The organism is Streptomyces sp. JB150 (assembly GCF_011193355.1).
GTDB lineage: Bacteria > Actinomycetota > Actinomycetes > Streptomycetales > Streptomycetaceae > Streptomyces.
Window position 1 is genome coordinate 2,800,243 of record NZ_CP049780.1, and the last position, 25,623, is coordinate 2,825,865.

The 25,623-nt window shown below is 72.6% G+C and carries 23 protein-coding genes, 1 pseudogene and 1 riboswitch; of the genes and pseudogenes, 17 read left to right on the forward strand and 7 right to left on the reverse strand.

Going from position 1 to position 25,623, the window contains the following annotated elements; all coding sequences use genetic code 11:
• The first annotated feature begins 33 nt into the window (after positions 1 to 33).
• Complete coding sequence (locus G7Z13_RS13140) at positions 34 to 1,296, forward strand: Ig-like domain-containing protein (protein WP_165998972.1); 1,263 nt, start codon at positions 34 to 36, stop codon at positions 1,294 to 1,296.
• 84 nt (positions 1,297 to 1,380) lie between these two features.
• On the opposite strand, the gene G7Z13_RS13145 is transcribed toward G7Z13_RS13140, so the two are convergent.
• Complete coding sequence (locus tag G7Z13_RS13145; protein ID WP_165998973.1) at positions 1,381 to 1,782, reverse strand: response regulator transcription factor; 402 nt, start codon at positions 1,780 to 1,782, stop codon at positions 1,381 to 1,383.
• A gap of 146 nt (positions 1,783 to 1,928) precedes the next feature.
• Between G7Z13_RS13145 and G7Z13_RS13150 the strand changes: the two genes are divergently transcribed.
• From G7Z13_RS13150 to G7Z13_RS13175, 6 genes are all read left to right on the forward strand, one after another.
• On the forward strand, positions 1,929 to 2,549 hold the full coding sequence (locus G7Z13_RS13150) for a heme-copper oxidase subunit III (RefSeq protein ID WP_165998976.1): 621 nt from the start codon (positions 1,929 to 1,931) through the stop codon (positions 2,547 to 2,549).
• An 82-nt stretch (positions 2,550 to 2,631) separates the two neighbouring features.
• Positions 2,632 to 3,444, forward strand: coding sequence for a c-type cytochrome (locus tag G7Z13_RS13155; protein WP_165998978.1), 813 nt, complete (start codon positions 2,632 to 2,634; stop codon positions 3,442 to 3,444).
• Entirely contained in the window at positions 3,441 to 4,499 is a 1,059-nt protein-coding gene (locus G7Z13_RS13160) for a Rieske 2Fe-2S domain-containing protein (protein ID WP_165998980.1), read from the forward strand. Before G7Z13_RS13155 ends, G7Z13_RS13160 begins: the two co-directional genes overlap by 4 nt.
• Positions 4,496 to 6,133 (forward strand): cytochrome bc complex cytochrome b subunit, encoded by a 1,638-nt coding sequence (locus G7Z13_RS13165; RefSeq protein WP_165998982.1) that lies wholly within the window; start codon positions 4,496 to 4,498, stop codon positions 6,131 to 6,133. The genes G7Z13_RS13160 and G7Z13_RS13165 overlap by 4 nt, the downstream gene beginning before the upstream one ends.
• Positions 6,134 to 6,270: 137 nt before the next feature.
• Complete coding sequence (trpD, locus tag G7Z13_RS13170) at positions 6,271 to 7,335, forward strand: anthranilate phosphoribosyltransferase (RefSeq protein ID WP_165998984.1); 1,065 nt, start codon at positions 6,271 to 6,273, stop codon at positions 7,333 to 7,335.
• A 75-nt stretch (positions 7,336 to 7,410) separates the two neighbouring features.
• A riboswitch (SAM riboswitch) is annotated at positions 7,411 to 7,528 on the forward strand.
• 149 nt (positions 7,529 to 7,677) lie between these two features.
• The gene (locus tag G7Z13_RS13175) at positions 7,678 to 9,045 is read left to right on the forward strand and encodes an aminotransferase class V-fold PLP-dependent enzyme (RefSeq protein WP_165998986.1); all 1,368 of its coding nucleotides are present in this window, start codon (positions 7,678 to 7,680) and stop codon (positions 9,043 to 9,045) included.
• Here the strand turns inward: G7Z13_RS13175 and G7Z13_RS13180 are convergent.
• The 4 genes and pseudogenes from G7Z13_RS13180 to G7Z13_RS13195 all read right to left on the reverse strand — a co-directional run.
• Positions 9,000 to 9,678, reverse strand: a pseudogene (locus G7Z13_RS13180) (glycerate kinase); the annotation flags it as partial. The gene G7Z13_RS13175 and the pseudogene G7Z13_RS13180 sit on opposite strands and share 46 nt — an antisense overlap.
• Before the next feature lie 150 nt (positions 9,679 to 9,828).
• Positions 9,829 to 10,131 carry a small secreted hydrophilic protein gene (locus G7Z13_RS13185; RefSeq protein WP_165998988.1) on the reverse strand — a complete coding sequence of 101 codons (303 nt, stop codon included), beginning with the start codon at positions 10,129 to 10,131 and terminating at the stop codon, positions 9,829 to 9,831.
• Positions 10,132 to 10,288: 157 nt separating this feature from the next.
• A complete protein-coding gene (locus G7Z13_RS13190; protein ID WP_165998991.1) occupies positions 10,289 to 10,570 on the reverse strand; it encodes an Lrp/AsnC ligand binding domain-containing protein in 282 nt (93 codons plus the stop codon).
• The gene (locus G7Z13_RS13195; RefSeq protein WP_166004911.1) at positions 10,567 to 11,283 is read right to left on the reverse strand and encodes a rhomboid family intramembrane serine protease; all 717 of its coding nucleotides are present in this window, start codon (positions 11,281 to 11,283) and stop codon (positions 10,567 to 10,569) included. Before G7Z13_RS13195 ends, G7Z13_RS13190 begins: the two co-directional genes overlap by 4 nt.
• A gap of 175 nt (positions 11,284 to 11,458) precedes the next feature.
• Between G7Z13_RS13195 and G7Z13_RS13200 the strand changes: the two genes are divergently transcribed.
• The 5 genes from G7Z13_RS13200 to G7Z13_RS13220 all read left to right on the forward strand — a co-directional run bounded on the left by G7Z13_RS13200 (position 11,459) and on the right by G7Z13_RS13220 (position 16,847).
• Positions 11,459 to 11,698 (forward strand): hypothetical protein, encoded by a 240-nt coding sequence (locus G7Z13_RS13200; protein ID WP_055541554.1) that lies wholly within the window; start codon positions 11,459 to 11,461, stop codon positions 11,696 to 11,698.
• A 68-nt stretch (positions 11,699 to 11,766) separates the two neighbouring features.
• Entirely contained in the window at positions 11,767 to 13,110 is a 1,344-nt protein-coding gene (locus tag G7Z13_RS13205) for an NYN domain-containing protein (RefSeq protein WP_165998993.1), read from the forward strand.
• A gap of 211 nt (positions 13,111 to 13,321) precedes the next feature.
• Positions 13,322 to 14,374: a C40 family peptidase gene (locus G7Z13_RS13210; RefSeq protein WP_166004913.1), complete on the forward strand. Its 1,053-nt coding sequence runs from the start codon at positions 13,322 to 13,324 to the stop codon at positions 14,372 to 14,374.
• Between the two features lie 236 nt (positions 14,375 to 14,610).
• Positions 14,611 to 15,627, forward strand: a complete 1,017-nt coding sequence (locus G7Z13_RS13215) for a C40 family peptidase (protein ID WP_165998995.1) — start codon at positions 14,611 to 14,613, stop codon at positions 15,625 to 15,627.
• A 29-nt stretch (positions 15,628 to 15,656) separates the two neighbouring features.
• Positions 15,657 to 16,847, forward strand: coding sequence for a hypothetical protein (locus G7Z13_RS13220; protein WP_165998997.1), 1,191 nt, complete (start codon positions 15,657 to 15,659; stop codon positions 16,845 to 16,847).
• Between the two features lie 21 nt (positions 16,848 to 16,868).
• Here the strand turns inward: G7Z13_RS13220 and G7Z13_RS13225 are convergent, their stop codons facing one another.
• Positions 16,869 to 18,107: a glycosyltransferase family 87 protein gene (locus G7Z13_RS13225; protein ID WP_240926197.1), complete on the reverse strand. Its 1,239-nt coding sequence runs from the start codon at positions 18,105 to 18,107 to the stop codon at positions 16,869 to 16,871.
• 132 nt (positions 18,108 to 18,239) lie between these two features.
• Between G7Z13_RS13225 and G7Z13_RS13230 the strand changes: the two genes are divergently transcribed.
• Positions 18,240 to 19,382, forward strand: coding sequence for a glycosyltransferase family 4 protein (locus G7Z13_RS13230; protein ID WP_165999001.1), 1,143 nt, complete (start codon positions 18,240 to 18,242; stop codon positions 19,380 to 19,382).
• A 140-nt stretch (positions 19,383 to 19,522) separates the two neighbouring features.
• Here G7Z13_RS13230 and G7Z13_RS13235 read toward each other — a convergent pair whose 3' ends face one another.
• Complete coding sequence (locus G7Z13_RS13235) at positions 19,523 to 21,319, reverse strand: AMP-dependent synthetase/ligase (RefSeq protein WP_165999003.1); 1,797 nt, start codon at positions 21,317 to 21,319, stop codon at positions 19,523 to 19,525.
• Positions 21,320 to 21,646: 327 nt separating this feature from the next.
• On the opposite strand from G7Z13_RS13235, the gene G7Z13_RS13240 reads away from it, so the two are divergent.
• From G7Z13_RS13240 to G7Z13_RS13255, 4 genes are all read left to right on the forward strand, one after another.
• Positions 21,647 to 22,453, forward strand: coding sequence for a metallophosphoesterase (locus G7Z13_RS13240; protein ID WP_165999005.1), 807 nt, complete (start codon positions 21,647 to 21,649; stop codon positions 22,451 to 22,453).
• Positions 22,454 to 22,656: 203 nt separating this feature from the next.
• The gene (locus G7Z13_RS13245; protein WP_165999007.1) at positions 22,657 to 23,100 is read left to right on the forward strand and encodes an SRPBCC family protein; all 444 of its coding nucleotides are present in this window, start codon (positions 22,657 to 22,659) and stop codon (positions 23,098 to 23,100) included.
• 108 nt (positions 23,101 to 23,208) lie between these two features.
• Entirely contained in the window at positions 23,209 to 24,384 is a 1,176-nt protein-coding gene (locus tag G7Z13_RS13250) for an ArsA family ATPase (RefSeq protein WP_165999009.1), read from the forward strand.
• Between the two features lie 649 nt (positions 24,385 to 25,033).
• Positions 25,034 to 25,588 (forward strand): DUF5304 domain-containing protein, encoded by a 555-nt coding sequence (locus G7Z13_RS13255; protein ID WP_165999012.1) that lies wholly within the window; start codon positions 25,034 to 25,036, stop codon positions 25,586 to 25,588.
• Positions 25,589 to 25,623: the final 35 nt, after the last annotated feature.

Genomic DNA, 25,623 nt, shown 5'->3' on the forward strand with positions numbered 1-25,623 from the left:
GCCCCGCCGCAGGGCGCTCCCTAGCGTGAGCTCATGAGCCACACACCGCGTTCCCGTACCGCCGTCACCGGCGCCCTGCTGCTGATATCCCTCGGCCCCGCCATCACCTCCTGCGGCGGCGACGGACACCCGCTGTCGGCCGCGCCGTACGACGCGACGGACCAGATCTCCTTCAGCGGACCCGTGGGCGAGGGGAAGAAGGCCGACCCGGACAAGCCCCTGGAAATCACCGCCCAGGACTCCGACGGGCGCATCACGGACGTCACGGCCGTGGACGCGGCCGGCCGCCATCTGGCGGGCGAACTCTCCGCCGACGGGGCCCGCTGGCACTCCACGTCCCCGCTCGCCGCGAACGCCCGCTACACGGTCCGGGTGAGCACCGAGGACGAGGACGGCCGGCCCGGCCGCCGGGTCCTGGTCCTCGACACCGGCCGGCCCGTCGCCGAGAAGCGCCTCGACGTCACCTTCGGGCCCAAGGCGGGCACCTACGGCGTCGGCCAGCCCATCACCGCCGAACTCAGCCGCGAGGTGACGGACAGGGCTCAGCGGGCCGTCGTCGAACGCGCCCTCAAGGTGCGCTCCACGCCCGCCGTGGAGGGCTCCTGGCACTGGGTGGACGACAAGAAGCTCCACTACCGCCCCAAGGAGTACTGGCCCGCCCACGCCACCGTCCAGGTCAACAGCAACCTGGAGGGCATCAAGATCAGCGACCGGCTGTGGGGCGGCACCGCGAAGCCGCTGAGGATCACCACGGGCGACGCGGTCGTCGCCGTCACGGACGCCTCGTCCCACCACATGACCGTCTACCGGAACGGCAAGGAGATCAACTCCATACCGGTCACCACCGGCAAGCCCGGCTTCGAGACCCGCAACGGCGTCAAGGTGGTGCTCGGCAAGGAGTACTTCGTACGGATGCGCAGTACGAGCATCGGCATCGCCGCCGGCTCGTCCGAGTCGTACGACCTGCCCGTCTACTACGCCACCCGGGTCACCTGGAGCGGCGAGTACGTGCACGCCGCCCCCTGGTCGGTGGGCTCCCAGGGCTACGCCAACGTCAGCCACGGCTGCACCGGCATGAGCACCGGCAACGCCGCCTGGTTCTTCCAGAACGTCCGCGAGGGTGACGTGGTGAAGGTCGTCAACTCCTACGGCGCCACCATGGAGCCATTCGGCAACGGCTTCGGCGACTGGAACCTCACCTGGGACACCTGGCGAGAGGGCAGCGCCCTGACCGCCGGCCGGCCGGAAGCCCCCGAGCCGGACGAAACCGCACGTCTACGACCGGCCGCGGTGTAGCAACGCGCCCCTTCAGGGGGCCGGGAACCGCGCGACCGGCCACAGCCGGCCCGCAGCCGCCCGACCACCCCGGGCGCCGCTTCCTCAGGCGCTCTGCAGCTTCCGCTGCCGCAGCAGAGACGCCAGCGCGGAGGCGAACTCCACCGGATCCACCGGCAGCGTCACCGCCGCCTCGGCCCGGCTCCACGTCGCCAGCCACGCGTCCTGCGGCCGCCCGATCAGCAGCAGTACCGGCGGGCACCGGAACACCTCGTCCTTGATCTGCCGGCACAGCCCCATGCCGCCCATGGGCACGGCCTCCCCGTCCAGCACGCAGACGTCGATCCCGCCCTTGTCCAGCTCCCTGACGACGGCCGCCGCAGTCGCGCACTCCACGAACTCCACCAGGGGCGCGTCCGGAGCGGGCCGGCGCCCGGCCGCTAGCCGCACCTGCTCGCGGGTGTTGGAGTCGTCGCTGTAGACCAGCACCGTGGCGGTCGGCTGCATAGCTTCCTCCGTGACTTCGGCGTCGTGCGGAAAGGCCCGTAGGCCCGGATGCTACTCCCCTGCACACCACGTCAGCACCGGTACGACCGAGGGCAACACTCCGAACGGCACCCCCCGGAGTGAGGGCGAGATAAGCGACCGACATAATGTCGGTCGTGGCGACAGCAACGACAGTAGACACCGGGCACGCGCACCCGTCGGTCAACCGACCGAACCTCGTCAGCGTCGGAACCATCATTTGGCTGAGTTCCGAGCTGATGTTCTTCGCGGCCCTCTTCGCGATGTACTTCACCCTGCGATCGGTGACAGGACCCGAGTTCTGGAGTGAGAAGGCGGACGCCTTGAACTTCCCGTTCTCGGCGACGAACACCACGATCCTGGTGCTCTCCTCCCTCACCTGCCAGCTCGGCGTCTTCGCCGCCGAGCGCGGTGACGTGAAGAAGCTCCGGATGTGGTTCATCGTCACCTTCATCATGGGTGCGATCTTCATCGGCGGCCAGGTGTACGAGTACACCGAGCTGGTCAAGCACGAGGGCCTCTCGCTCTCCTCCGACCCCTACGGCTCGGCCTTCTACCTGACCACCGGCTTCCACGGCCTGCACGTGACGGGCGGTCTCATCGCCTTCCTGCTGGTCCTTGGCCGTACCTACGCGGCCCGTAGGTTCACCCACGAGCAGGCGACCGCCGCCATCGTCGTGTCCTACTACTGGCACTTCGTCGATGTCGTCTGGATCGGCCTCTTCGCCACGATCTACATGATCAAGTAGCCGGACCCGATCCCACGCGCGTTCCCGTAACACGCACATCCCAGAAGCATCGACGCAGAAGATCCTGACACCGGGGTAATCCGTGAAAAAGCTCTCCGCACGACGACGCCATCCGCTGGCGGCGGTCGTCGTCCTACTCCTCGCGCTGGCGGCTACCGGGGGGCTGTACGCCGCGTTCGCACCCGCGGGCAAGGCGCAGGCCGATGAAACCGCCCAGTCCCTTGCCATCGACGAGGGCAAGAAGCTCTACGCCGTAGGCTGCGCCAGCTGCCACGGCACCGGCGGTCAGGGCACCTCCGACGGTCCGAGCCTGGTCGGCGTGGGTGCGGCGGCCGTCGACTTCCAGGTCGGCACCGGCCGCATGCCGGCCGCCACCTCCCAGGGCGCCCAGGTGCCGCGGAAGAAGAACATCTACACCCAGGCCGAGATCGACCAGCTCGCGGCGTACATCTCCTCGCTGGGTGCCGGCCCCGCCGTCCCGACCGAGGAGCAGTACGGTCCGGAGGGCGCGGACATCGCCAAGGGTGGCGAGCTGTTCCGCAACAACTGCGCGCAGTGCCACAACTTCACCGGCAAGGGCGGTGCCCTCACCAAGGGCAAGTACGCGCCGTCCCTGGAAGGCGTGGACCCGAAGCACATCTACGAGGCCATGCAGACCGGCCCGCAGAACATGCCCTCCTTCCCCGACACCACCCTGTCGGAACAGAACAAGAAGGACATCATCGCGTACCTGAACGCGGTCAACAGCGACGAGACGGAGACCCCCGGCGGGATGGAGCTGGGCGGCATCGGCCCGGTCGCCGAAGGCCTCTTCGGCTGGATCTTCGGCCTCGGCACCCTCATCGCCATCGCCGTGTGGGTGGCCGCCCGGACCGCAAAGGCCAAGAAGTCATGAGCAGCCAAGACATTCCCGAAGAGAACCTGCCCGCAGCGCAGGACACCGCACACGGCGCGCTGGGCGTCGCGGACGAGAAGGACCCGTTCGCCGACCCGGGCCTGCCGCCGCACGAGCCCCGCGTCCAGGACATCGACGAGCGGGCCGCCAAGCGGTCCGAGCGCACGGTGGCCCTGCTGTTCACGGTGTCGATGCTGGCCACCATCGGCTTCATCGCCTCGTTCGTGGCGATCCCGCACGACAAGTCGATCTACGTCTTCACGCTCGGGCACATCAACGCGATGAACTTCGCGCTGGGCCTGACCCTGGGCGTGGCGCTGTTCTGCATCGGCGCGGGCGCGGTCCACTGGGGCCGCACCCTGATGTCCGACCACGAGCTGGTCGGGGAGCGGCACCCGATCGAGGCCCCGGCCGACGTCCGTGCCCAGGTGCACGCCGACTTCCGGCAGGGCGCCGCCGAGTCCCAGCTGGGCCGGCGCAAGCTGATCCGCAACACCATGTTCGGCGCGATGGCCATGGTGCCGCTGTCCGGCGTGGTCCTGCTGCGCGACCTCGGTCCGCTGCCCGAGGACAAGCTGCGCCACACCCTGTGGTCCAAGGGCAAGCTGATCGTCAACATGAACACCAACGAGCCGCTGCGGCCGTCGGACGTCGCGGTGGGCTCGCTGACCTTCGCCAAGCCCGAGGGCCTGGAGGAGCACGACCACGGCTTCCAGAACGAGATCGCCAAGGCCGCCCTGATGCTCGTCCGGATCAGGCCGGAGGACATCAAGGACAAGCGCGAGCTCGAGTGGTCGCACGAGGGCATCGTGGCGTACTCCAAGATCTGCACGCACGTCGGTTGCCCGATCTCCCTGTACGAGCAGCAGACGCACCACGTGCTGTGCCCCTGCCACCAGTCCACCTTCGACCTCTCCGACGGTGCCCGGGTCATCTTCGGTCCCGCCGGTCACCCGCTGCCGCAGCTGCGCATCGGTGTGAACGACGAGGGTTACCTCGAAGCGCTCGGCGACTTCGAAGAGCCCGTCGGTCCTGCATTCTGGGAGCGCGGATGAGCACCAACGAACCCACCGAGTCCCGCTCTCGCGGGAAGGCACCGGCCGGCGAGCGCGTCGCCGACTGGGCCGACGGCCGGCTGGGGATCTACTCCCTGGCCAAGGCCAACATGCGGAAGATCTTCCCGGACCACTGGTCCTTCATGCTGGGCGAGGTCTGCCTCTACAGCTTCCTCATCATCATCCTCACGGGTGTGTACCTGACCCTGTTCTTCCACCCGTCGATGAACGAGGTGGAGTACCACGGCAGCTACATCCCGATGCAGGGCCAGCTGATGAGCGAGGCCTACAAGTCGACGCTGGACATCAGCTTCGACGTCCGCGGCGGTCTGCTGATCCGGCAGATCCACCACTGGGCGGCCATCGTCTTCCTCGCCGGCATGTTCGTGCACATGATGCGCGTCTTCTTCACCGGCGCGTTCCGCAAGCCGCGTGAGATCAACTGGCTGTTCGGCTTCCTGCTGTTCGTCCTCGGCATGTTCACCGGTTTCACCGGCTACTCGCTCCCGGACGACCTGCTCTCCGGCACCGGTGTCCGCTTCACGCAGGGCGCGATCCTGTCCGTGCCGATCGTCGGCACGTACATCTCGATGTTCCTGTTCGGCGGGGAGTTCCCCGGCGACGACTTCGTCGCCCGGTTCTACTCGATCCACATCCTGCTGCTGCCGGGCATCATGCTCGGTCTCGTGGTGGCCCACCTGATCCTGGTCTTCTACCACAAGCACACGCAGTTCGCGGGTCCCGGCAAGACCAACAACAACGTCGTCGGCATGCCGCTGCTGCCGGTCTACATGGCCAAGGCCGGAGGCTTCTTCTTCCTGGTCTTCGGTGTCATCGCGGTCCTCGCCGGCATCGCGACGGTCAACCCGATCTGGGCCCTGGGCCCGTACCGCCCGGACATGGTGTCCACCGGCGCCCAGCCCGACTGGTACATGGGCTTCGCCGAGGGTCTCGTCCGCGCCATGCCCGGCTGGGAGATCAACCTGTGGGGTCACACGCTGGTCCTCGGCGTGTTCGTCCCGCTGGTGCTGTTCGGCCTCTTCCTGGCGGCGATCGCGGTCTACCCGTTCATCGAGTCCTGGGTCACCGGCGACAAGCGCGAGCACCACATCCTGGACCGCCCGCGCAACGCCCCGACCCGCACCGCGCTCGGTGTCGCCTGGGTCACGGCATACATGATCATGCTGATCGGTGGTGGCAACGACATCGTCGCCACGCACTTCCACCTGTCGATCAACGCGGTCACCTGGTTCGTCCGGATCGGCTTCTTCGTCGGCCCGGTCATCGCCTTCGTGGTCACCAAGCGCATCTGCCTCGGCCTGCAGCGCCGGGACAAGGACAAGGTGCTGCACGGTCGCGAGACCGGCACCATCAAGCGCCTGCCGCACGGTGAGTACATCGAGGTCCACGAGCCGCTCAGCCAGGCGGCCCTGTACAGCCTCACGGCGCACGACCAGTACCAGCCGGCCGAGATCGGCCCGACGGTCGACGAGAACGGTGTCGAGCGCAAGGTGAAGGGCTCCGAGAAGCTGCGCGCCAAGCTCAGCAAGGCGTACTTCGGCGAGGACAGCCAGGTCGCCAAGCCCACCGTCGAGGAGTACAAGGAGATCACGAGCGGCCACGGCCACCACTGATCGCTGCGTTCGCCACGCCACGGCCAAGGGCCCCCGTCCGGTGTTCGGACGGGGGCCCTTCGCCGTGCCCCGGGCTGGATAGGCTGGGATCACACCGGGTGGTGTGCCCCGTGCCCTACGACGATCAGGAGCGGCTGATGAGCGCTGTGACCCCCGCTGGAGGCGACACCGCGGCGGGCCGTTCCTGGCCCGTGGTGCTGAACGGTCTGCTGGAGGGCCGGGACCAGAGCGCCGAGGACACCGCCTGGGCGATGGACCGCATCATGCGCGGGGAGGCGACCGACGCGCAGATCGCCGGGTTCGTGGTGGCGCTGCGGGCCAAGGGCGAGACGGTCGAGGAGATCACCGGCCTGGTCCGGGCGATGTACGCGCACGCCAGGGTGATCGAGGTGCCCGGCGAGACCGTCGACATCGTCGGCACCGGCGGCGACGGCGCGAAGACGGTGAACATCTCCACCATGTCCTCCATCGTCGTGGCCGGCACCGGCGCGAAGGTGGTCAAGCACGGCAACCGCGCCGCGTCCTCCGCGTCCGGCGCCTCCGACGTGCTGGAGAAGCTCGGCGTCAATCTGGAGCTGACGCCGCAGCGGGTGGCGGAGGTCGCCGAGGAGGCGGGCATCACCTTCTGCTTCGCGGTGCGGTTCCACCCGGCGCTGCGCCATGTCGCCGCGGCCCGCGGCCAGCTGGGCATCCGCACCACGTTCAACGTCCTGGGCCCGCTGACCAACCCGGCGAAGGTGAGGGCCCAGGCGGTCGGCGTGGCCGATCCGCGGATGGCGCCGATCGTCGCCGGGGTGCTCGCCGAGCGCGGCAACTCGGCGCTGGTGTTCCGCGGCGACGACGGACTCGACGAGCTGACGACCACCGCCACCTCCCGGGTGTGGATCGTCCGCGACGGCAAGGTCACCGAGGAGGCCTTCGACCCCCGCGACGTCGGCATCGACCTGGTCCCGGTGGAGGCGCTGCGCGGCGCGGACGCCTCCTACAACGCCGAGGTGGCCCGCCGGCTGCTGGACGGCGAGCGGGGCCCGGTCCGCGACGCGGTGCTGCTGAACTCGGCGGCGGCGCTGGTCGCCCTGCACCCGGGCGACGCCCCGCTGGCCGAGCAGATCCGCGCCGGGATGGCGAAGGCGGCGGAGTCGATCGACTCGGGCGCGGCCCGGCGCACGCTGGACCGCTGGGTGGCCGCCAGCAACGCCTGATGTCAACGAGGTGTCGTCCCGCGATCCGGACACGGGTTGCGGGTCGACGATCATCTCGTCTACGTTCCTGTACCAGGTCATGAGTGACAGTCATGAGGCCCCGGCCGACTGTCCGGCAACCCTCCGTCCGTGGCGGGGTGCCCCGGGTGAAGACCAGGCCGTACGGCAACAAGGCCTACGGCAAGCGCGGACCCCTCGCACGCTTCTCGCAAGTGTGGGGCCAGGGGTCCTGGTCGTTCGAGGGAGCCTTCCGTGAGCAAGCGAATGCGTTAGGGCCGCCGAGCCCCGCCTCCGCACACCCTTCTTCGCTTTCTTTTCCCCTTCGCCTCACGGGAGTTCGCCATGTCCGTCTCCACTGCTGCCGCCGACCGGTCCGTTTGTGCCCCGCTGCCCGTTCTGGGGCGGGATGTCACCGTGCCGCTCGTCACCGGCGGCGAGGTCACCTACGCCGCGCTCGACTACGCCGCCAGCGCGCCCGCCCTCCAGCGGGTGTGGGACGACGTCGCCGCGTACGCCCCGTACTACGGCAGCGTGCACCGCGGCGCCGGATACCTCTCCCAGCTCTCCACGGACCTGTTCGAGAACGCTCGGACGACCGTCGCCGACTTCCTGGACTGCCGGGACGGTGACCAGGTCGTCTTCACCCGGTCCACCACCGACTCGCTCAACCTGCTCGCCGCCGCGCTGCCCGCCGGCTGCCGGGTCTTCGTCTTCGAGACCGAGCACCACGCCTCCCTGCTGCCCTGGCGCGACGCCCAGGTCACCTACCTGGACGCGCCCCGCACCCCGGCCGAGGCGGTGGCGACCCTGGAACGCGCCCTCGCCGACCGCGAGCCCTACGGGCCGGCCCTGGTCTGCGTCACCGGCGCCTCCAACGTCACCGGGGAGCTGTGGCCCGTACGGGAGCTGGCCGCCGCCGCCCACGCGCACGGCGCCCGGATCGTGCTCGACGCCGCCCAGCTCGCCCCCCACCACCCCGTCTCCGTCCGGGAGCTGGACGTCGACTGGGTCGCCCTCTCCGGGCACAAGCTGTACGCCCCGTTCGGCTCCGGTGTCCTCGCGGGCCGCGCGGACTGGCTGCGCGAGGCCGAGCCCTACCTCGCGGGCGGCGGCGCCAGCCGCAAGGTGACCCGGCGCGAGGACGGCGGCGTGGACGTGGAGTGGCACGAGAGCGCCGCCCGGCACGAGGCGGGCTCCCCGAACGTGATCGGCGCCTACGCCATCGCCTCCGCCTGCAAGGCGCTCACCGAGGCCGGGTTCGACACCCTGGTCGCCCGCGAGCGCCACCTGATCGAGACGGTGCGCGCCGGGCTCGCCGAGGTGCCCGAGGTGCGCGTGCTGTCCCTGTTCGGGGACGACGCCCCGCGCGTCGGCGTGATCTCCTTCGTCGTCGACGGCTGGAACAGCTCCCACTTCGCCGCCGCGCTGTCCGCCGAGTACGGCATCGGGGTGCGCGACGGCCTGTTCTGCGCCCACCCGCTGGTGCGCACCCTGCTCGGCAGCGACCCGCAGACGCAGGGCGAGTGCGGCGCCCCCGAGGCGGCGCCCGGCGAGAAGTCCCTCAACGCCATCCGGGTCAGCTTCGGCGCGGGCACGCCGGACGAGCACGTCGAGCGGTTCCTGCGCGCGGTCAAGGAGCTGGTGCGGGACGGCGCGCGGTGGAGCTACCGCACCGAGGACGGGCGTTGCGTGCCGGACACGTCCGCGTGAGCCGGTAGCCGGGCGCCCAGCGGGATCATCCGCAGGGCGCGCTCGGCGGCCTCCGCGAGCAGTTCGCCCGCCCGCACCAGCGCCTCCGCGAGGGCCATCGGGGCGGGCGGGATGCCGCTGAACGCGTCCACGCCCGGCACCTCGTGCGCGCCCTCGCCGAGCGTGCCGGCCAGCGCGAGCACCGGACGGCCGTACCGCTTGGCCCGGCGGGCCGCCTCCGCCGGGACCTTGCCGCGCGTCTGGTGGTCGAGGGCGCCCTCCGCGGTGACGACCGGGTCGGCGCGGGCGAGGCGGGCGTCCGGTTCTGACTGGTCCAGCAGGACGTCGAAGCGGGGCAGCAGCCGGGCGCCGAGCGGCGAGCCCCGCGCCGAGACCGTCGGAGGCACCGGTGCCGGGCCCGGTGCGCAGATCGGTGCCCGTTACCCCGAGGTCGCGGGTGAGGACGTACGCCCAGTTCTCCAGCCCGGCCGACAACTGCTCGACCTGCGCGGGCGTCGCGCCCTTCTGCGGCCCGAACGCCCGGGCCACGCCGCGCTCCCCGCACGGCACGTTGTACGGGTTGCAGGCGACCAGGAGGTCCGTCGTGCGCAGGCGGGGGCCGAGGCCGGACGGGTCGACGCGGCGCAGACGAATCTCCTGCGCGAGCAGATTGCCGATCCGCTGGTCGGTGTCGCGCAGCAGGATCGAGCGGGTAGGCCGGCGAGTTCGCCCACTTCAAACTGCCGCCCGGCGGCCGGGAGTTGCAGAATGCGGACGCGGGCGGAGATGTGCCGGCGCGGCGGGTCAGCCGTCGTCGCCGGGTCCGTCGTCGTCCCCGGCGCCGCGGTCGTCGTCATCGTCATCACCGCCGGGGGCATCGGTGACCGGGGGCCGGGGGACGACCCGGTCGCTCGGCGCGGGCACGGGCGCCGGTGTCGCGCTCGGCGCGGTCCGGGACGGCGGGCTGGGCGAGCCGCTGTCCAGCTCCACTCTCGCCGGGACCTTCGGCGGCTCGGGACTGTCCGTGAGGGCGGAACTGGTCGCGGCGATCCCGAGGGGGATCACCACGGCGGCGGCGAGGACCGCCAGCCTGCGCGTGAAGACCATGCGGCCGGCCTGTCCCCCGGCGGTGCGCCGGGGATGAGCCGGAGATGAGAAAGCCCTCATCCCGCCGCGGGGGGTGCCGCGACCGGGCGGGTGCGGGCCGGCCGTGGCCGGTCGCGCAGCTGTCCGCGCCCCTTGCGGGCGCGTCTCCTGCCGTCGCTCAGTTGTCCAGGCCGATCGCGAACGCCGCCTCCAGGTCGTGCTGGGAGTAGGTGCGGAACGCCACGTGCGTGTCCGTCGCCTCCACGCCGGGGATCTTGCTGATGCGGCCCGGGATGACCTCGGCCAGGTCCTCGTGCTCCTTGACCCGGACCATGGCGATCAGGTCGTAGGTGCCGGTCACGGAGAAGACCTCGCTGACGTTGTCCAGCGCGGCGATCGACTCCGCGATCTCGGGGATCCGGTCCACGCTGGTCTTGATCAGGACGATCGCGGTGATCACGGCTGGTTCTCTCCCTCGGGTGCCGGAGCTGGGGCGGCCCTCACTCTAGTCGCAGGCCGGAACCGGGCCCACGCGTAGAGCAGGCCCAGCGCGAACCCCACCACGTGGGCCAGATAGGCCACGCCCGGCCCCTGCGAGGCCTGGCCCGCCGCCAGCCACTGGAGGGCCGCCCAGAAGGGCAGCACCAGCCAGGCGGGGAAGCGCAGCGGCAGGAAGAGCAGGAACGGCAGCAGGCTGGTCACGCGGGCCCGCGGGAACAGGAAGAGGAACGCGCCGAGCACCGCCGAGATCGCCCCGGACGCCCCGACCAGTGACTGTGCGGAGTCGGAGTTCGCGCACGCGTAGCCGAGCAGGGCGAGGTAGCCGCAGCCGAGGTAGAAGAGGATGAACCGCACCCGGCCCATCCGCTCCTCGGTCATGACCCCGAAGACGTAGAAGAAGAGCATGTTGCCGAGCAGGTGCACCCAGGTGCCGTGCACGAACAGCGCGGTGGCCGGGGTGAGGGCCGCCCGGGGAGACCCTTCGAACAGTTCTGCGGGGACCACGCCCCAGTGCCGGAAGTAGGCCCGCTGCGCGGCGAGCAGCTCGTCGCCGGTGCCGTACACCGGATTGAGACCCGAGGCGGGGCCCAGCAGGAAGATTCCGCAGCACAGGGCCATCAGGACGTACGTCACCGGCGCCGACGGCCGGCGGCGGCCCGGCCACCTCGGCATGTTCCACTTGCTGATCACGAACACAGAGCATGACGTAACCGGACGCAACCGCACAGACCGCCTCGCCGCCGTGGACAGACGGGCGCCCGGCACCCGGCAGGCCGTAGGGTTACGAGCCACACGCCGCGGGAAGACCGGCGTGTCACGGACACTAGAAGGAAAGCGAACAGTCACGATGACGGTTCCCCTGCCGACCGCCACGACGCGGTGGCGCTGCACCCTCTGCGGCAACCTCACCCGCTTCGACGTGACGCGCTCGTCGAAGGTCGTCGAGTACGTCCACCTGGATCTGGCCGGAGAGCCGAAGGTGGAGGAGCGCGAGGTGGTCAGTGAGACCATCGAGTCCGTGCGCTGCCGCTGGTGCAACGCCGTGGACCAGGTGGAACTCGTGGACAGGCCGGGCGCCGGCTCCTGACGATGGGGGACGGCCCCGCAGACGTGATCCCCGCCGGGGGATCCCGTAGAGGCATTGGGGTGTGACGGATGGCGGAGACACACGGCGGGGGGCCGGGCGACGGCGCCGCTGAGGTGCTCGACCGTCCGCTGCCCGAGGGAGTGCGCCGCCGGGTCGTGCAGATCGTCTCGGACGGCTTCGGCGGGCTGACCGTCGCGGAACTGCCCGCACAGCTGCGGCAGTACGCCCGGTTCGCCCCGAACCGCCGGGCCAAGTTCGCGGGCAACGCGATGGCCGCGGCGCTGGAAACCGACCCGCTGTTCCGGCAGCGCATCGGCGAGAAGTTCCGCGAGGGCCAGCCCGAACTCGCCGGCGCCCTCGACGCCGGCTCGCCGCCCCCGGCCGCGGACCCGCTCGACGTGGCCGCCGCCGCCTACGTGCTGCGCCCGGCCGGCTGGGTGAAGCTGGTGACCGCCGCCGGCGAGGAGGCGCTGCGCGCCGACGCCGAACGCGCCGACGAGGAGAGCCGGGCCGAACTGGAGCGGCTGCGCGCCGAACTCGCCGCCGCCCGCGAGCACACCCGCGCCGAGACCGAGCGGCTGCGCGCCGAACTGGACGGCGCCCGCAAGGAAGCGGAATCGCTGCACCGCAAACTGCGCGCCGCGCTCAGCGACGTCAAGCGCGGTGAGGCGGCGCTGCGCAAGGTGCAGAGCGAGATGGAGGCCGTCCGCGCCGAGGGGCACGCCCAGGTGTCCGCCGCCGAGAGCGAGGTACGGCGGCTCAAGACGCGCCTCGGCGAGGCGGAGGCCGCCCTGGAGGCCACCCGCCGGGCCGCCCGCGAGGGCCGCAGCGTGGAGGACATGCGGGTCCGGCTGCTGCTGGACACCCTGCTCGACGCCACCCAGGGGCTGCGCCGCGAACTCGCCCTGCCGCCCGTGTCCGTGCGGCCGGCCGAGACCGTGGACGCCGTCGAACCGGGCCGGATGACGCCGAAGGACATCGCCGCGCGGGCACTGTCCGAGAACGACCCGGCGATCCTCGACCAGCTGCTGGCGCTGCCGCAGGCGCATCTCGTCGTCGACGGCTACAACGTCACCAAGACCGGCTATCCCCAGATGCCGCTGGAGAAGCAGCGCCTGCGCCTGCTCGGCCAGCTCTCCCAGCTCGCCGCGCAGACCGGCGCCGAGGTCACCTGTGTCTTCGACGGGGCCGAGCTGGCCGCGCCGGTGCTGCTCGCGCCGCCGCGCGGCGTGCGGGTGCTGTTCTCCAAGCCGGGCGTCACCGCCGACGAGCTGATCCGGCAGCTGGTGCGCGCCGAACCGCCGGGGCGCCCGGTCATCGTCGCCTCCACCGACCGCGAGGTCGCCGACGGCGTGGCGCGGGCCGGCGCCCGGCCCGTGGCATCCGCGGTACTTCTGAAGCGACTGTCCTGAAGGCCCAACGTACAGCCGCTATGTACGAATTGGGCGGTTCTGTCATGCGACGTAGCGTCAACCCTGGCTCACCGCAGGTGACTTGTGGGTAAAGAATGCAGGGTGTGACGAGATTTTTCCCCTGGGAATTTGAACTGATCACAAGAACATCACTAGGGTCTGGGCTCGTACCTCCGAGCGGGTGATCACTCAGAAGAAGGAGTTCACCTCCGTGGCGTCCCACCGTCGACCCAAGCAGCCCAGTCGCGCCCGTGTGACCGTGCTGACCACCGCAGCAGCCGCTGCCGTCGCCCTCGGCACCCAGGCCGCCAACGCGGCACCGGCCGAGAAGCCGAGCAAGGACGAGGTGAAGGCGAAGGTCGACAAGCTCTACGAGCAGGCGGAGCAGGCCACCGAGAAGTACAACGGCGCCAAGGAGAAGCAGGAGAAGCTCCAGAAGGAGATCTCCACGATCCAGGACAACGTCGCCCGCGGCCAGGAAGAGGTCAACGAGCTGCGCGAGGGCCTGGGTTCGATGGCCAGCGCCCAGTACCGCTCCGGCGGCCTCGACCCCTCGCTCCAGCTGCTGCTCTCCGCCGACCCGGACGACTACCTGGACAAGGCCTCCACGCTCGACCAGCTGAGCGCCCAGCAGGTCGAGGCGCTCAAGGAGATCCAGGAGAAGCAGCGCGAGCTCGCCCAGCAGCGCGCCGAGGCCTCCGAGAAGCTCAAGGACCTCTCCTCCACCCGCACCGAACTGGGTGAGAAGAAGAAGGAAGTCCAGGCCAAGCTCGCCGAGGCGCAGAAGCTGCTGAACACCCTGACCGCCGCGGAGAAGGCGGCGCTCCAGGAGGAGGAGGAGCGGGCCAGCCGCGACAGCGGCCGCCAGGCCCTCACCGACCCCGCCGCCTCCGCCTCGGCCTCGGCATCGGGCCGGGCCGGCGCGGCCTACGCCGCCGCCCAGACCAAGATCGGCTCGCCGTACGTCTACGGCGCCACCGGCCCGTCCTCCTTCGACTGCTCGGGCCTGACCTCCTGGGCCTACGCCCAGGCCGGCGTCTCCATCCCGCGTACCTCCGAGGCGCAGGCCAACATCGGCACCCGCATCTACTCGCAGAGCGACCTCCAGGTCGGCGACCTCGTCTTCTTCTTCAACGACCTGCACCACGTCGGTCTCTACGCGGGCAACGGGCAGGTCCTCCACGCCCCGCGCACCGGCACGGTCGTCCGCTACGAGTCCTTCAGCACGATGGGCGGCCCCTTCATGTGGGGCGTCCGCGTCTGACGCGTCCCCGGACCGGGACACCACGCCCCCCCGAACGGGCGAATCACCGGAACGGGTTCTGACCTCGCGCCCCGCCGATGACCTGCGTCAGCGGCGGGGCGTCACTGTGTGTGGCCGCGAAGGTCTTTGGCCGTCACCGTGTCACGGCGTTACTGTCTGCCGCGTTTCCCTCACGCCGTTCCGTACCTGGCGTGGGGGGGCTTTCCTGTCCGCCAGTGGAAGGAGCGCGGCTACCCGTGGGGTCCCATCGCCGCCAGGCACCGTCGTCCGGTCTCGACCGCGGCGCTACCGTCGCGGTCTCTCTGCTCTCGGCCGCGGCGGCCGTGCTCGGCGCCGTCCCGGCCCTGGCCGCGCCGCCTGACGACACCCGCGCCGAGGTCGACCGTCTCTACGCGGAGGCCGAGAAGGCCACCGAGGCGTACAACGAGGCCGACGAACGCGCCGACGAGCTGCGCGCCGAGGTCGGCCGCGCCCAGGACCGGATCGCCCGCCAGCAGGAGCGCGTCAACACCCTGCGGGAGGCGCTGGGCTCGCTGGCCGGCGCCCAGTACCGCTCCGGCGGCGTCGACCCGTCGCTGGCCCTGCTGTTCTCCGAGGACCCGCAGGACTACCTCGACAAGGCCGCCGTCCTCGACCGGATCAGCGTCCGGCAGGCCGGCCGGCTCAAGGACCTGCAGAGCGCCCTGCGCGGCCTGGGCCAGCAGCGCGCCGAGGCCGCCGAGACCCTCGCCGAACTGGAGCAGAGCCGCAAGGCCGTCGCCGCCCACAAGCGCGCCGTGGAGCGCAAGCTCGCCGAGGCCCGCGCCCTGCTGAACTCCCTGCCCGACGAGGAACGCGCCGCCTACGACCGGGCCTCCCGCTCCGGCCGTGACGACATGCCCGGCCTCACCGGCGCCGCCCCCGCCTCCGGCCGCGCCGCCGCCGCGGTCGCCGCCGCCCGCTCCGCGCTCGGCAAGCCGTACGTGTGGGGCGCGGCCGGGCCCGGCGGCTTCGACTGCTCCGGCCTGATGCAGTGGTCGTACGCGCAGGCCGGGGTCTCGCTGCCGCGCACCTCGCAGGCGCAGCGGGCGGCCGGGCGGCAGGTCCCGCTCTCCCAGGCCCGGCCCGGCGACCTCGTCACCTACCGCTCCGACGCCAGCCACGTCGGCATGTACGTCGGCAACGGGCAGGTCATCCACGCGCCCTACCCCGGCGCGCCGGTGCGCTACGACCCGGTCGGGATGATGCCGGTCTCGGCGGTCACCCGGGTCTGAACCGGCCCGGCTGACCGTACCCTCGGAGGATGGCTGGTCGACGGCGGGCGCGGGACTCCTGGGCGGTGACGCTGTGTCTGCTGCTCGTGGCCCTCGTCGGCTGCGGGCCCGGGTCCGCGGCGGACGGCGCGCGGGCCGAGGTGCAGCGGCTGCTCGACCGGCGCGCCGCCGCCGTCCTCGACCACGACGCGCGGGCCTACGGCGCGACCGGCAGCACCACCGGGTTCGACCGGCTGCGCGCGGTGCCCCTCGCGGCCTGGTCGTACCGCCTGACCTCCCTCGACCGCACCGGCGCCACCGCCACCGCGCGGGCCGACCTGCGCTACCGGATCGCTGGGCACGACCGGGCGCCCGTCACCGCGGGCCGCACCCTCTCCCTCGCCCGGGACGCCGACGGGCGGTGGTGGGTCGTCTCCGACCGGCCCGCGCCCCGCTCCGCCCACCAGCTGTGGGACCAGGGCACCGTGACGGCCGTGCGCGGCGCGCACAGCCTGGTCCTCGGCGCCGGGCGGTCCCGGGACGAGCTGCGGGGGTTCGCCGCCCTCGCGGACCGCGCCGTGCCCGCCATCTCCGACGCCTGGGGCACCGCGTGGCGCCGCCGGGTCGTCGTGCTCGTCCCCGAGTCGCTGGAGGACATGGCGGCGCTGCTCGGCTCGCCCGCCTCCTCCTACCGGGGCATCGCCGCCGTCACCACCGGCGAGACCGGCGCGGACCGCGCCCCCGCCGACCGGATCATCGTCAACCCGGACGCGTACGCCGTCCTCGGCCCCGTCGGCCGGCAGGTCGTGCTCACCCACGAAGCCACCCATGTCGCCACCCGCGCCCACACCAACGCGGCCACCCCGCTGTGGCTCTCCGAGGGCTACGCGGACTGGGCCGGCTACCGCGGCACCGGGCGCCTGCCCGCGCAGGCCGCGCCCGAACTGGCCCGCGCGGCGGCCGAGGGGCGCCTCCCCGGCCGGCTGCCCGCCGACCGCGACTTCGGCTTCACCGGCGACGCGACGGCCCTCGCTCAGGCCTACGAGAGCGCCTGGCTGGCCTGCCGGCTCATCGCGGACCGCTGGGGCGAGTCCCGGCTCGGCACGTTCTACCGCGCCGTCGGCGCGCACGGGGAACGAGAGGGCGCCGTGGAGGGGGCGATGGCCGAGGTGCTGGGCACCACACCGGAGCGATTCACCGCGCTGTGGCGGGAGTACGTGCGCGACCAGCTGGGCGGCTGAAGCGGGAGCCCCCGCCCGGTGTCAGGCGGAGGTCGTGGGTTGCCTGGCGCGGGTGGCCTGGGCGGGGACGGGGGACTGGCCGGGCGGGCGGGACGCCGTGGTGCGCCACAGCGCGCGGGCCGCGGTGACGGTCGCGGCGACCAGCAGCCCGTTGCGGACGACGAGCAGGGTGATCCCGGTGCCGTCGCTCGCCACGACGTGCGAGAACCAGACGGGGAACTCCAGCACCGTCACGAAGGACGCCGCGAGGACCAGGCCGACCGGCAGCCGCATCGGGCTCGCCCGGAAGCACAGGCAGACCGCCCCCAGCCCGACCAGCCACACCAGGTACTGCGGGCTGATCACCCGGCTGGTGGTGGTGAACAGCAGCACCGCCACGAACGCCGCGTCCGCCAGGGTGTGCGGCTGGAACCGCACCGCCAGCAGCCGCCACAGCAGCAGCCAGGCGAACGCCGCGCCGGTCAGCGCGAGCGCGGCCGTGCTGACCACCTCGACGTAGGGGCCGAGGAACTCCACCGAGCCGTAGTTGAGCAGCACCTGCCCGTTCCAACCGAAGTGCCGGGCCACGTGGAAGACCAGCGCGCCCAGCGACTCCACCTCGGTGCCGCGGTCGCGCTGGAAGGTCAGGAAGGCGAAGGCACCGGGCATGGCGAGCGCGAACAGCGCGGCGACGAGGCCCGCCGTGATGGCCGCCGAGGCCCACGGGGCCCGCCTGCGCGCGGCGACCAGCAGCAGCACCGGCCACACCTTCAGCAGCGCCCCGAACGCGGCCAGCGCGCCCATCAGCCGCGGGTGCCGGGCGCCCGCGAGCAGCGCGGCCACCGCGACGGCGGTGACCATCACGTCGTAGCGGGCGTAGACGGTCGGCCCGAGCAGCGGCACCCCCGCGACCCACACCCAGGCGCCGCGCGGGGTCCGGCCCGGCCGGCCGCCCGCGGACCGCAGCAGGACGAGCGTGACCAGGTCGGCGAGGCAGGCCAGGACGAAGAAGGCGTGCGCGTAGTCCAGCCAGGGCAGCAGCGCGGGGGAGAGCACGGCGAGCGCGGCGGCGGGCGGGTACTGCCAGGTGACGTCGTCCAGCGGGAACGTTCCACCGCGCAGGACCTCGTACCAGCCCTGGTAGATCACCGAGATGTCGCTGGTGACGTCGGGACCCGGGAAGACGTACACCTTGAAGACGAACAGCAGCAGGAGCAGCCGGGTCAGGGCCCATGTCCCCAGCAGCCCCGCGAGGCGCCGCCGGCCGTGTGTCCTGTCCACCCTCACGCCCCTGCTTCCGTCCGCTGCCCGTCCCGGATCCTGTCGGGGCCATGATGTCCCGGCCGCCCGTGCGCGCATCGAACAGCGCGGCCGTGCCGGCTCGTGAGTCTACGTTGGGTAGGGTCGGCGGCGATGCGCAAGACCCTCATCGTGACGAACGACTTCCCGCCCCGCCCGGGCGGCATCCAGGCGTTCCTGCACAACATGGCCCTCCGCCTCGACCCCGGCCGGCTGGTCGTCTACGCCTCCACCTGGAAGCGCGGCCGCGAGGGCAGGGAGGCGACGGCCGCGTTCGACGCGGAACAGCCCTTCACCGTCGTACGGGACAGCACGACCATGCTGCTGCCGACCCCCGCCGCCACCCGGCGGGCCGTCGGGCTGCTGCGCGAGCACGGCTGTACGTCGGTCTGGTTCGGCGCCGCGGCACCGCTCGGGCTGATGGCGCCCGCGCTGCGCCGGGCCGGCGCCGAGCGCCTGGTGGCCACCACCCACGGGCACGAGGCCGGCTGGGCCCAGCTGCCCGCCGCCCGGCAGCTGCTGCGCCGGATCGGCGAGGGCACGGACACCCTGACCTACCTCGGCGAGTACACCCGCTCGCGGATCGCCTCGGCGCTCACCCCCGAGGCCGCCGCGCGCATGGTGCAGCTGCCGCCCGGCGTCGACGAGAAGACCTTCCACCCGGAGTCGGGTGGCGCCGAGGTGCGGGCCCGGCTCGGCCTCACCGACCGCCCGGTCGTCGTCTGCGTCTCCCGGCTGGTGCGGCGCAAGGGCCAGGACACCCTCATCCAGGCCATGCCGCGCATCCTCGCCAAGGAGCCGGACACGGTGCTGCTGATCGTCGGCGGCGGCCCCTACGACAAGGACCTGCGCCGCCTCGCCCACGAGACCGGCGTCGCCGCGTCCGTGCGCTTCACCGGGGCCGTGCCCTGGGCGGAGCTGCCCGCGCACTACGGCGCCGGCGACGTCTTCGCCATGCCCTGCCGTACCCGGCGCGGCGGGCTCGACGTCGAGGGCCTCGGCATCGTCTACCTGGAGGCCTCCGCGACCGGGCTGCCCGTCGTCGCCGGCGACTCCGGCGGCGCGCCCGACGCCGTCCTCGACGGCGAGACCGGCTGGGTGGTCCGCGGCGGCGACCCCGCCCAGGCCGCCGACCGCATCACCACCCTCCTCGGCGACGCGGAGCTGCGCCGCAGGATGGGCGAGCGCGGCCGGCAATGGGTCGAGGAGAAGTGGCGCTGGGACCTGCTGGCGGAGAACTTGAAAGCCCTGCTGTAAAGCAACTTCCCGAGGGGCGCGGGGCTGTATCGACGTGCGGCTCCGCCGCGTGGGCGCGATGAGCCACCATGTGCCCCGCACCCGCCCATGGCGGGTACGGGGCACATCGGCTGGCGCGGGCCCTGCGAGAACCGGCAGCGCTACTTCGCGTAGATCGCCTCGATCTCCTCGGCGAAGTCCTTCGCCACCACGTTCCGCTTCAGCTTCAGCGACGGCGTCAAGTGCCCCGAGTCCTCGGTGAACTGGGACGGCAGGATCCGGAACTTCCGCACCGACTCCGCCTTCGACACCGCCGCGTTGCCGTCGTCCACCGCCGCCTGGATCGCGGCCAGCAGATCCGCGTCCTCGCGCAGCGACGCCGCGGTGGACCCGGCCGGCTTGCCGTGCTCGGCGGCCCAGCGGCCGAGGAACTCCTCGTCGATCGTGATGAGCGCGCCCACGAACGGCCGCCCGTCGCCGACCACCATGCACTCGGCGACCAGCGCGTGCGCCCGGATCCGGTCCTCGATCACGGCCGGGGCGACGTTCTTGCCGCCCGCGGTGACCAGGATCTCCTTCTTGCGGCCGGTGATCCGCAGATAGCCGTCCTCGTCGAGGGTGCCGAGGTCGCCGGTGTGGAACCAGCCGTCCTCCAGGGCCTCCTCGGTGGCGCCCGGGTTGTTCCAGTACTCCTTGAACAGGTGCTCGCCGTGCAGCAGCACCTCGCCGTCGTCCGCGATGCGCACCACGGAGCCCGGCAGCGGCTGCCCGACCGTGCCGATCTTCTGCCGGTCCCACGGGTTGAACGCGGTGGCCGCACAGGACTCGGTCAGGCCGTAGCCCTCCAGGACCGTGAAGCCGATGCCGCGGAAGAAGTGGCCGAGGCGCTCGCCGAGCGGGGCGCCGCCGGAGATGGCGTACTCGCCGCGCCCGCCGAGCACCGCGCGCAGCTTGCCGTACACCAGCTTGTCGAAGACGAAGTGCCGCAGCCTCAGGCCCAGCGACGGGCCGGACGGGGTGTCCAGCGCCTTGCTGTACGCGATCGCGGTGTCGGCCGCCTTGTCGAAGATCTTGCCCTTGCCGTCCGCCTGCGCCTTGGCGCGGGCCGCGTTGTAGACCTTCTCGAAGACCCGCGGCACGCCCAGGATCAGCGTCGGGCGGAACGAGGCCAGCTCGTCGGTGAGGTTCTTGATGTCCGGGACGCAGCCCAGCTTGATCGGCGCCATCATCGGGGCGACCTGCACCAGCCGGCCGAAGACGTGCGCGAGGGGGAGGAACAGCAGCACCGAGCACTCGCCGGTGCGGAACAGCGGGCGCAGCCGTTCCACGACGTTGCCGCACTCCGCGAAGAAGCTGCGGTGGGTGAGCACACAGCCCTTGGGGCGGCCGGTGGTGCCGGAGGTGTAGACGATGGTCGCCGGGTCGTCGGCCTTGGCGAGCGAGCTGCGCTCCTCGACCGTCTCGTCGCTGACGTCCTGCCCGAGCCGTCCCAGCTCCTCCACGCCGCCGGCCTCGATCTGCCAGACGTGCTTGAGGGCGGGCAGCGACTCGCGCACCGACTCGACGGCGGCGGCGTGCGTGTCGAGTTCGACGACGCAGGCGGTGGCGCCCGAGTCGCTGAGGATCCACCGCACCTGCTCCGGCGAGCTGGTCTCGTACACCGGTACGGTGACGGCGCCCGCGCTCCAGATGGCGAAGTCGAGCAGCGTCCACTCGTAGCGGGTGCGGGACATCAGGCCCACCCGGTCGCCGGGCTGCACGCCGGCCGCGATGAGGCCCTTGGCGGCGGCCCGGACCTCGGCGAGGAACGCCGTCGCGGTCACGTCCTGCCAGGCCCCGCCCACCTTGCGGGCGATGACGGCGACCTCGGGGTGCTGCGCGGCGTTTCTGCGGACGATGTCGGTCAGATTGCCGTCCGAGGGGACCTCGTACAAAGCCGGAAGGCTGAACTCGCGCAAGACTGCTGCTCCTCATAGGGCGCCGGCGCCACGACGTTGTGCGATGCGACGGTGCGGTCCAAGGCTCGGGCAGGTGCTCAGGGATCCAGCGGAAGCCGGGATTCCGGCTTGTTGAAATCCTGAGCACGACTGGACTGCCCGGACGTTACCCGCCGGTATGGCGTCTACGACAGGGGGTCCCGGCGAGATGTTCGCTGCGTCACACGGATGACCGATGCGATTTCTGATGCTTCGCGCACAGTAGTCGACACCCCTTCCGACTGGCGAGTAATCGCAGGTCCGGCCGCCACTGTTCACGTTTGCCGCACACGCTTACGCTTGATCGTCATGTCACCCACACCGGCCGGAAACCGCGGGAAGCGCACCCACCGCGTCCACGTCGTGAGCGACGTGCACGGCAACGCGACGGACCTGGCGCGGGCCGGCGAGGGCGCCGACGCCCTGATCTGCCTCGGCGACCTCATCCTCTTCCTCGACTACGCCGTCCCCGCCCGCGGCATCTTCCCCGACCTGTTCGGCGCCGAGAACGCCCGCCGGCTGATCGCCCTGCGCACCGCCCGCCGCTTCGACGAGGCCCGCGACCTGGGCACCCGGCTGTGGGCGGGGATCGACGGGGACCGGGCGGAGGTCGTCGAACAGGCCGTGCGCGCCCAGTACACCGAACTGTTCGCCGCCTTCCCGACCCCGACGTACGCCACGTACGGCAACGTCGACATGCCCCGCCTGTGGCAGGAGTACGCCCGCCCCGGCACCACCGTCCTCGACGGCGAACGGGCCGAGATCGGCGGCCGCGTCTTCGGCTTCGTCGGCGGCGGCCTGCGCACGCCCATGCGCACACCGTTCGAGATCAGCGACGAGGAGTACGCCGCGAAGATCGAGGCGGTCGGCGAGGTGGACGTGCTGTGCACCCACATCCCGCCGGAGGTCCCGGAGCTGGTCTACGACACCGTCGCCCGCCGCTTCGAACGCGGCAGCCGGGCGCTGCTGGAGGCGATACGCCGCACCCGGCCGCGCTACGCCCTGTTCGGCCACGTCCACCAGCCGCTGGTGCGGCGGATGCGGATCGGGGCGACGGAGTGCGTGAACGTGGGGCACTTCGCGAGCACGGGACGGCCGTGGGCGCTGGAGTGGTGACCAGCGGGGTGAGGGGGAGCGGCCCCGGGGCGAGGGGGACCGGGCCGCGGGGTGAGGGGACCTGGCCACGGGTAAGGCGGACGGGCCCCGGGGGTGTGGCCGACACGGGTGACATCGGCCTGGTCACCGCGCGGTAGCCTTCACGCTGCACCCACGTGCGCACACCTCTTCCCTACCGGACCGCATCTGGAGGAGCCACCGCGATGGCGGAACACACCAGCTCGAGCACCACGATCGAGGCGGCACCGGCCGACGTCATGGCGGTCATCGCCGACTTCGCCCGCTACCCGGACTGGACCGGCGAGGTGAAGGAGGCGGAGGTCCTCAAGACCGACGAGCAGGGCCGCGCCGAGCAGGTCCGGCTGGTCATGGACGCGGGCGCGATCAAGGACGACCAGACGCTGGCATACACCTGGACCGGCGACCACGAGGTGTCCTGGACCCTCGTCAAGTCCCAGATGCTGCGCTCCCTCGACGGCTCCTACCTGCTGAAGCCCACCGCCGCGGGCACCACCGAGGTCACCTACCAGCTCACCGTCGACGTCAAGATCCCGATGCTCGGCATGATCAAGCGCAAGGCGGAGAAGGTCATCATCGACCGGGCGCTGGCCGGACTGAAGAAGCGGGTGGAGTCGGCGGCGAAGTAGGGGAGGGGCCGGGCGGTACGGCGTTGCGCGGGCGCGTGGGCGCGTGACGTCTCCGGGCGGGGGCGAGTGAACCGGGCTCCGGCGAAGCCCCCGGTAGCGTTCACCCCCATGCGCACCATCCTGATCACAGGCCCCGGCGGCTCAGGCCGCACCACCACCGCCGCCGCCACCGCGCTCCGGGCCGCCCGCGAGGGCGCCCGCACCCTCGTGCTCGGCACCGACCGCACCGACACCCTCGGCGCCGCCCTCGGCACCCCCACCGGCCCGGCCCCCACCCGCGTCGCCGACCGTCTCACCGCCTGGCGCCCCGACGCCACCACCGCCTTCCGCACCGACTTCGCCGCCCTCCAGGACCGCGCGTCCGCCGCGCTCGACCTCCTCGGCGCGAACCGCCTGGACGCGGAAGAGGTCACCCCGCTGCCCGGCGCCGGGGAACTCACCGTGCTGCGCGCCCTGCGCGACGCGGTCCTCGCCGAGGCCCACGACCTGGTCGTCGTGGACCTCCCGCCCGCCGACCAGGCCCTCGCCCTCCTCTCCCTCCCCGGGGAGCTGCGCCGCTACCTGCGCCGTCTGCTGCCCCCGGAACGCCAGGCGGCCCGCGCCCTGCGCCCCGTCCTCGGCCGGCTCGCCGGTGTCCCCATGCCCGCGGAGTGGCTGTACGAGACGGCCGCCCGCTGGGACACCGAACTGGCCGCCGTCGAGGCCGTCCTCGCCGACCGCCACACCCACGTACGGCTGGTCGCCGAGCCCACCCCGGCCGCCGCCGACGCCGTCCGCTCCGCCGTCCTCGGCCTCGCCCTGCGCGGCCGCCGTCCGGACGCCCTGGTCGCCTCCCGCGTGCTCCCCGAGGCGGAGGCGGAAGCGGGCAGCTGGCTCGCCGGACTCGTCGCCCAGCAGCGCAAGATCCTGGAGGAGTGGCAGGACGCCCACGACGTACGGCCCGTCCCGCACCTGGGCCGCGACCCGCGCGGCGCCGACGACCTGGCCGCGCTGCCCGTGCCGGGCGCCGCCGCCGGGCCGTCCCTGACCGAGTGGCCCGTCACCGACCGCCTCGCCGAGGACGGCGTCCTCGTCTGGCACATCCCGCTGCCCGGCGCCGCCCGCGACGAGCTCGACCTCATCCGCCGCGGCGACGAACTCGTCCTCACCGCCGGACCGTTCCGCCGCATCGTCCCCCTCCCCTCCGCCCTGCGCCGCTGCACCGTCGAGGGCGCCGCCCTGCGCGAGGGCGAACTGCGCATCCGTTTCACCCCGGACCCGGCTTTGTGGCCGGCGGCCCGGTGAGACGGACCCTCGTAGGCCGCGGCCACTGACGCGACCGTCCCGTGAGGCGGCCCTCCGGGACTTCGCCGACCGGCGGGCGCCGCCCCGAGAAGCCGGCGGACCGGCCGGCCCACGCCGGCGGTACGCCCGCCTCCCCGCGGTTCTGCGCCGCCGCGCCGGCAAGGACGCCGGCCTGAGCGAGGCGAGCTGAGCATCCGTTTCACCCCGGACCCGGCTTTGTGGCCGGCGGGCCGATGAGACGGGGGAGGCCCCAGCCCGCCCAGGCCGAGGGCCTGGCGCGACTGGCCGGCGCGGTGGCCGGCAGCCCGCTCGCCGCCCGCGCGGCCGAGGCCGCCGTGCGCCGAGGCCGCTGATGCGTCCGGCCCGTGAGGCGGCGTTCCAGGCTGCGCCGACCGGCGGGGCCGCGCCGGGGAGACGGCGGGTCGGTGATCAGGCCACGTGCCACGCCAGTGGTACGCCCCTTCCCCCCGGCCCCGCGCCACTGCGCCGCCCCTAGGTGAGAGCGCCGGCCGGGCGGCCCGGCGGGCGGGGAGTCGCGGATCGGGCTCGCCGCGGACCCGGCGCTGTGGTCGGCGGCCGGTGGAGCGGCGCCGGGTGCTGCCTCCGTTCGGGTAACGTCGTAAGGACGAGACGTAGTCAGGAGTCCGCCATGAGCGAAGAGCGCCCCAGCCACGACGCGGCTCGGGACCAGGCGCCCGACGACCAGCGCTCGCCGGGCGACCCCGACGCCTGGGCGACCGCCTGCGCCGAGGACCTGGAGGCCGAGAAGGCCCGCCGCCGGGACCGGCGGACGCCGCCGCCCGGCTCCGCCGCCGAGGAGCTGCGCAAGTTCGTCGACACCGCCCTGGACAAGCTGGCCGGACTCCAGTCGCCGCTGCTCGGAGCGGTCGGCGGACCCGCCGCCCAGCAGGTGGTGCAGCAGGTCGTCGAGCAGGCCAAGGCGGCCGTCGAACCGGTCATCGAACGCAACCCGGACGTCTTCGACCACCTGGCCGCCGCCGGCCAGGAACTCCTCGCCGCCTACCGCTCCGCCGTCCAGGCCCAGGAGCGCCGCTGGACCGGCGGCACCGCGGACGTGCCGCGCACTCCGGGCAGCGAGGGCACCGGAAAGCCGGACGGGACGGACGGGACCGAAGGCCCCTCCGACCACCGCCGCGACCCCGGTGAGGACAGCGGTCCGGGACAACGCATCGACCTCGACTAGAGCGGGCTCGGGTACGGTTGGCCGTAGCGGGGCTC

Excerpts from the sequence above, each read along its gene's own strand:
- G7Z13_RS13140 (WP_165998972.1), top strand. The coding sequence starts at position 34 with ATGAGCCACACACCGCGTTCCCGTACCGCCGTCACCGGCGCCCTGCTG.
- G7Z13_RS13145 (WP_165998973.1), bottom strand. The coding sequence starts at position 1,782 with ATGCAGCCGACCGCCACGGTGCTGGTCTACAGCGACGACTCCAACACC.
- G7Z13_RS13150 (WP_165998976.1), top strand. The coding sequence starts at position 1,929 with ATGTCGGTCGTGGCGACAGCAACGACAGTAGACACCGGGCACGCGCAC.
- G7Z13_RS13160 (WP_165998980.1), top strand. The coding sequence starts at position 3,441 with ATGAGCAGCCAAGACATTCCCGAAGAGAACCTGCCCGCAGCGCAGGAC.
- G7Z13_RS13165 (WP_165998982.1), top strand. The coding sequence starts at position 4,496 with ATGAGCACCAACGAACCCACCGAGTCCCGCTCTCGCGGGAAGGCACCG.
- trpD (WP_165998984.1), top strand. The coding sequence starts at position 6,271 with ATGAGCGCTGTGACCCCCGCTGGAGGCGACACCGCGGCGGGCCGTTCC.
- G7Z13_RS13175 (WP_165998986.1), top strand. The coding sequence starts at position 7,678 with ATGTCCGTCTCCACTGCTGCCGCCGACCGGTCCGTTTGTGCCCCGCTG.
- G7Z13_RS13185 (WP_165998988.1), bottom strand. The coding sequence starts at position 10,131 with ATGGTCTTCACGCGCAGGCTGGCGGTCCTCGCCGCCGCCGTGGTGATC.
- G7Z13_RS13195 (WP_166004911.1), bottom strand. The coding sequence starts at position 11,283 with ATGCCGAGGTGGCCGGGCCGCCGCCGGCCGTCGGCGCCGGTGACGTAC.
- G7Z13_RS13200 (WP_055541554.1), top strand. The coding sequence starts at position 11,459 with ATGACGGTTCCCCTGCCGACCGCCACGACGCGGTGGCGCTGCACCCTC.
- G7Z13_RS13205 (WP_165998993.1), top strand. The coding sequence starts at position 11,767 with ATGGCGGAGACACACGGCGGGGGGCCGGGCGACGGCGCCGCTGAGGTG.
- G7Z13_RS13220 (WP_165998997.1), top strand. The coding sequence starts at position 15,657 with ATGGCTGGTCGACGGCGGGCGCGGGACTCCTGGGCGGTGACGCTGTGT.
- G7Z13_RS13230 (WP_165999001.1), top strand. The coding sequence starts at position 18,240 with ATGCGCAAGACCCTCATCGTGACGAACGACTTCCCGCCCCGCCCGGGC.
- G7Z13_RS13240 (WP_165999005.1), top strand. The coding sequence starts at position 21,647 with ATGTCACCCACACCGGCCGGAAACCGCGGGAAGCGCACCCACCGCGTC.
- G7Z13_RS13245 (WP_165999007.1), top strand. The coding sequence starts at position 22,657 with ATGGCGGAACACACCAGCTCGAGCACCACGATCGAGGCGGCACCGGCC.
- G7Z13_RS13250 (WP_165999009.1), top strand. The coding sequence starts at position 23,209 with ATGCGCACCATCCTGATCACAGGCCCCGGCGGCTCAGGCCGCACCACC.
- G7Z13_RS13255 (WP_165999012.1), top strand. The coding sequence starts at position 25,034 with ATGAGCGAAGAGCGCCCCAGCCACGACGCGGCTCGGGACCAGGCGCCC.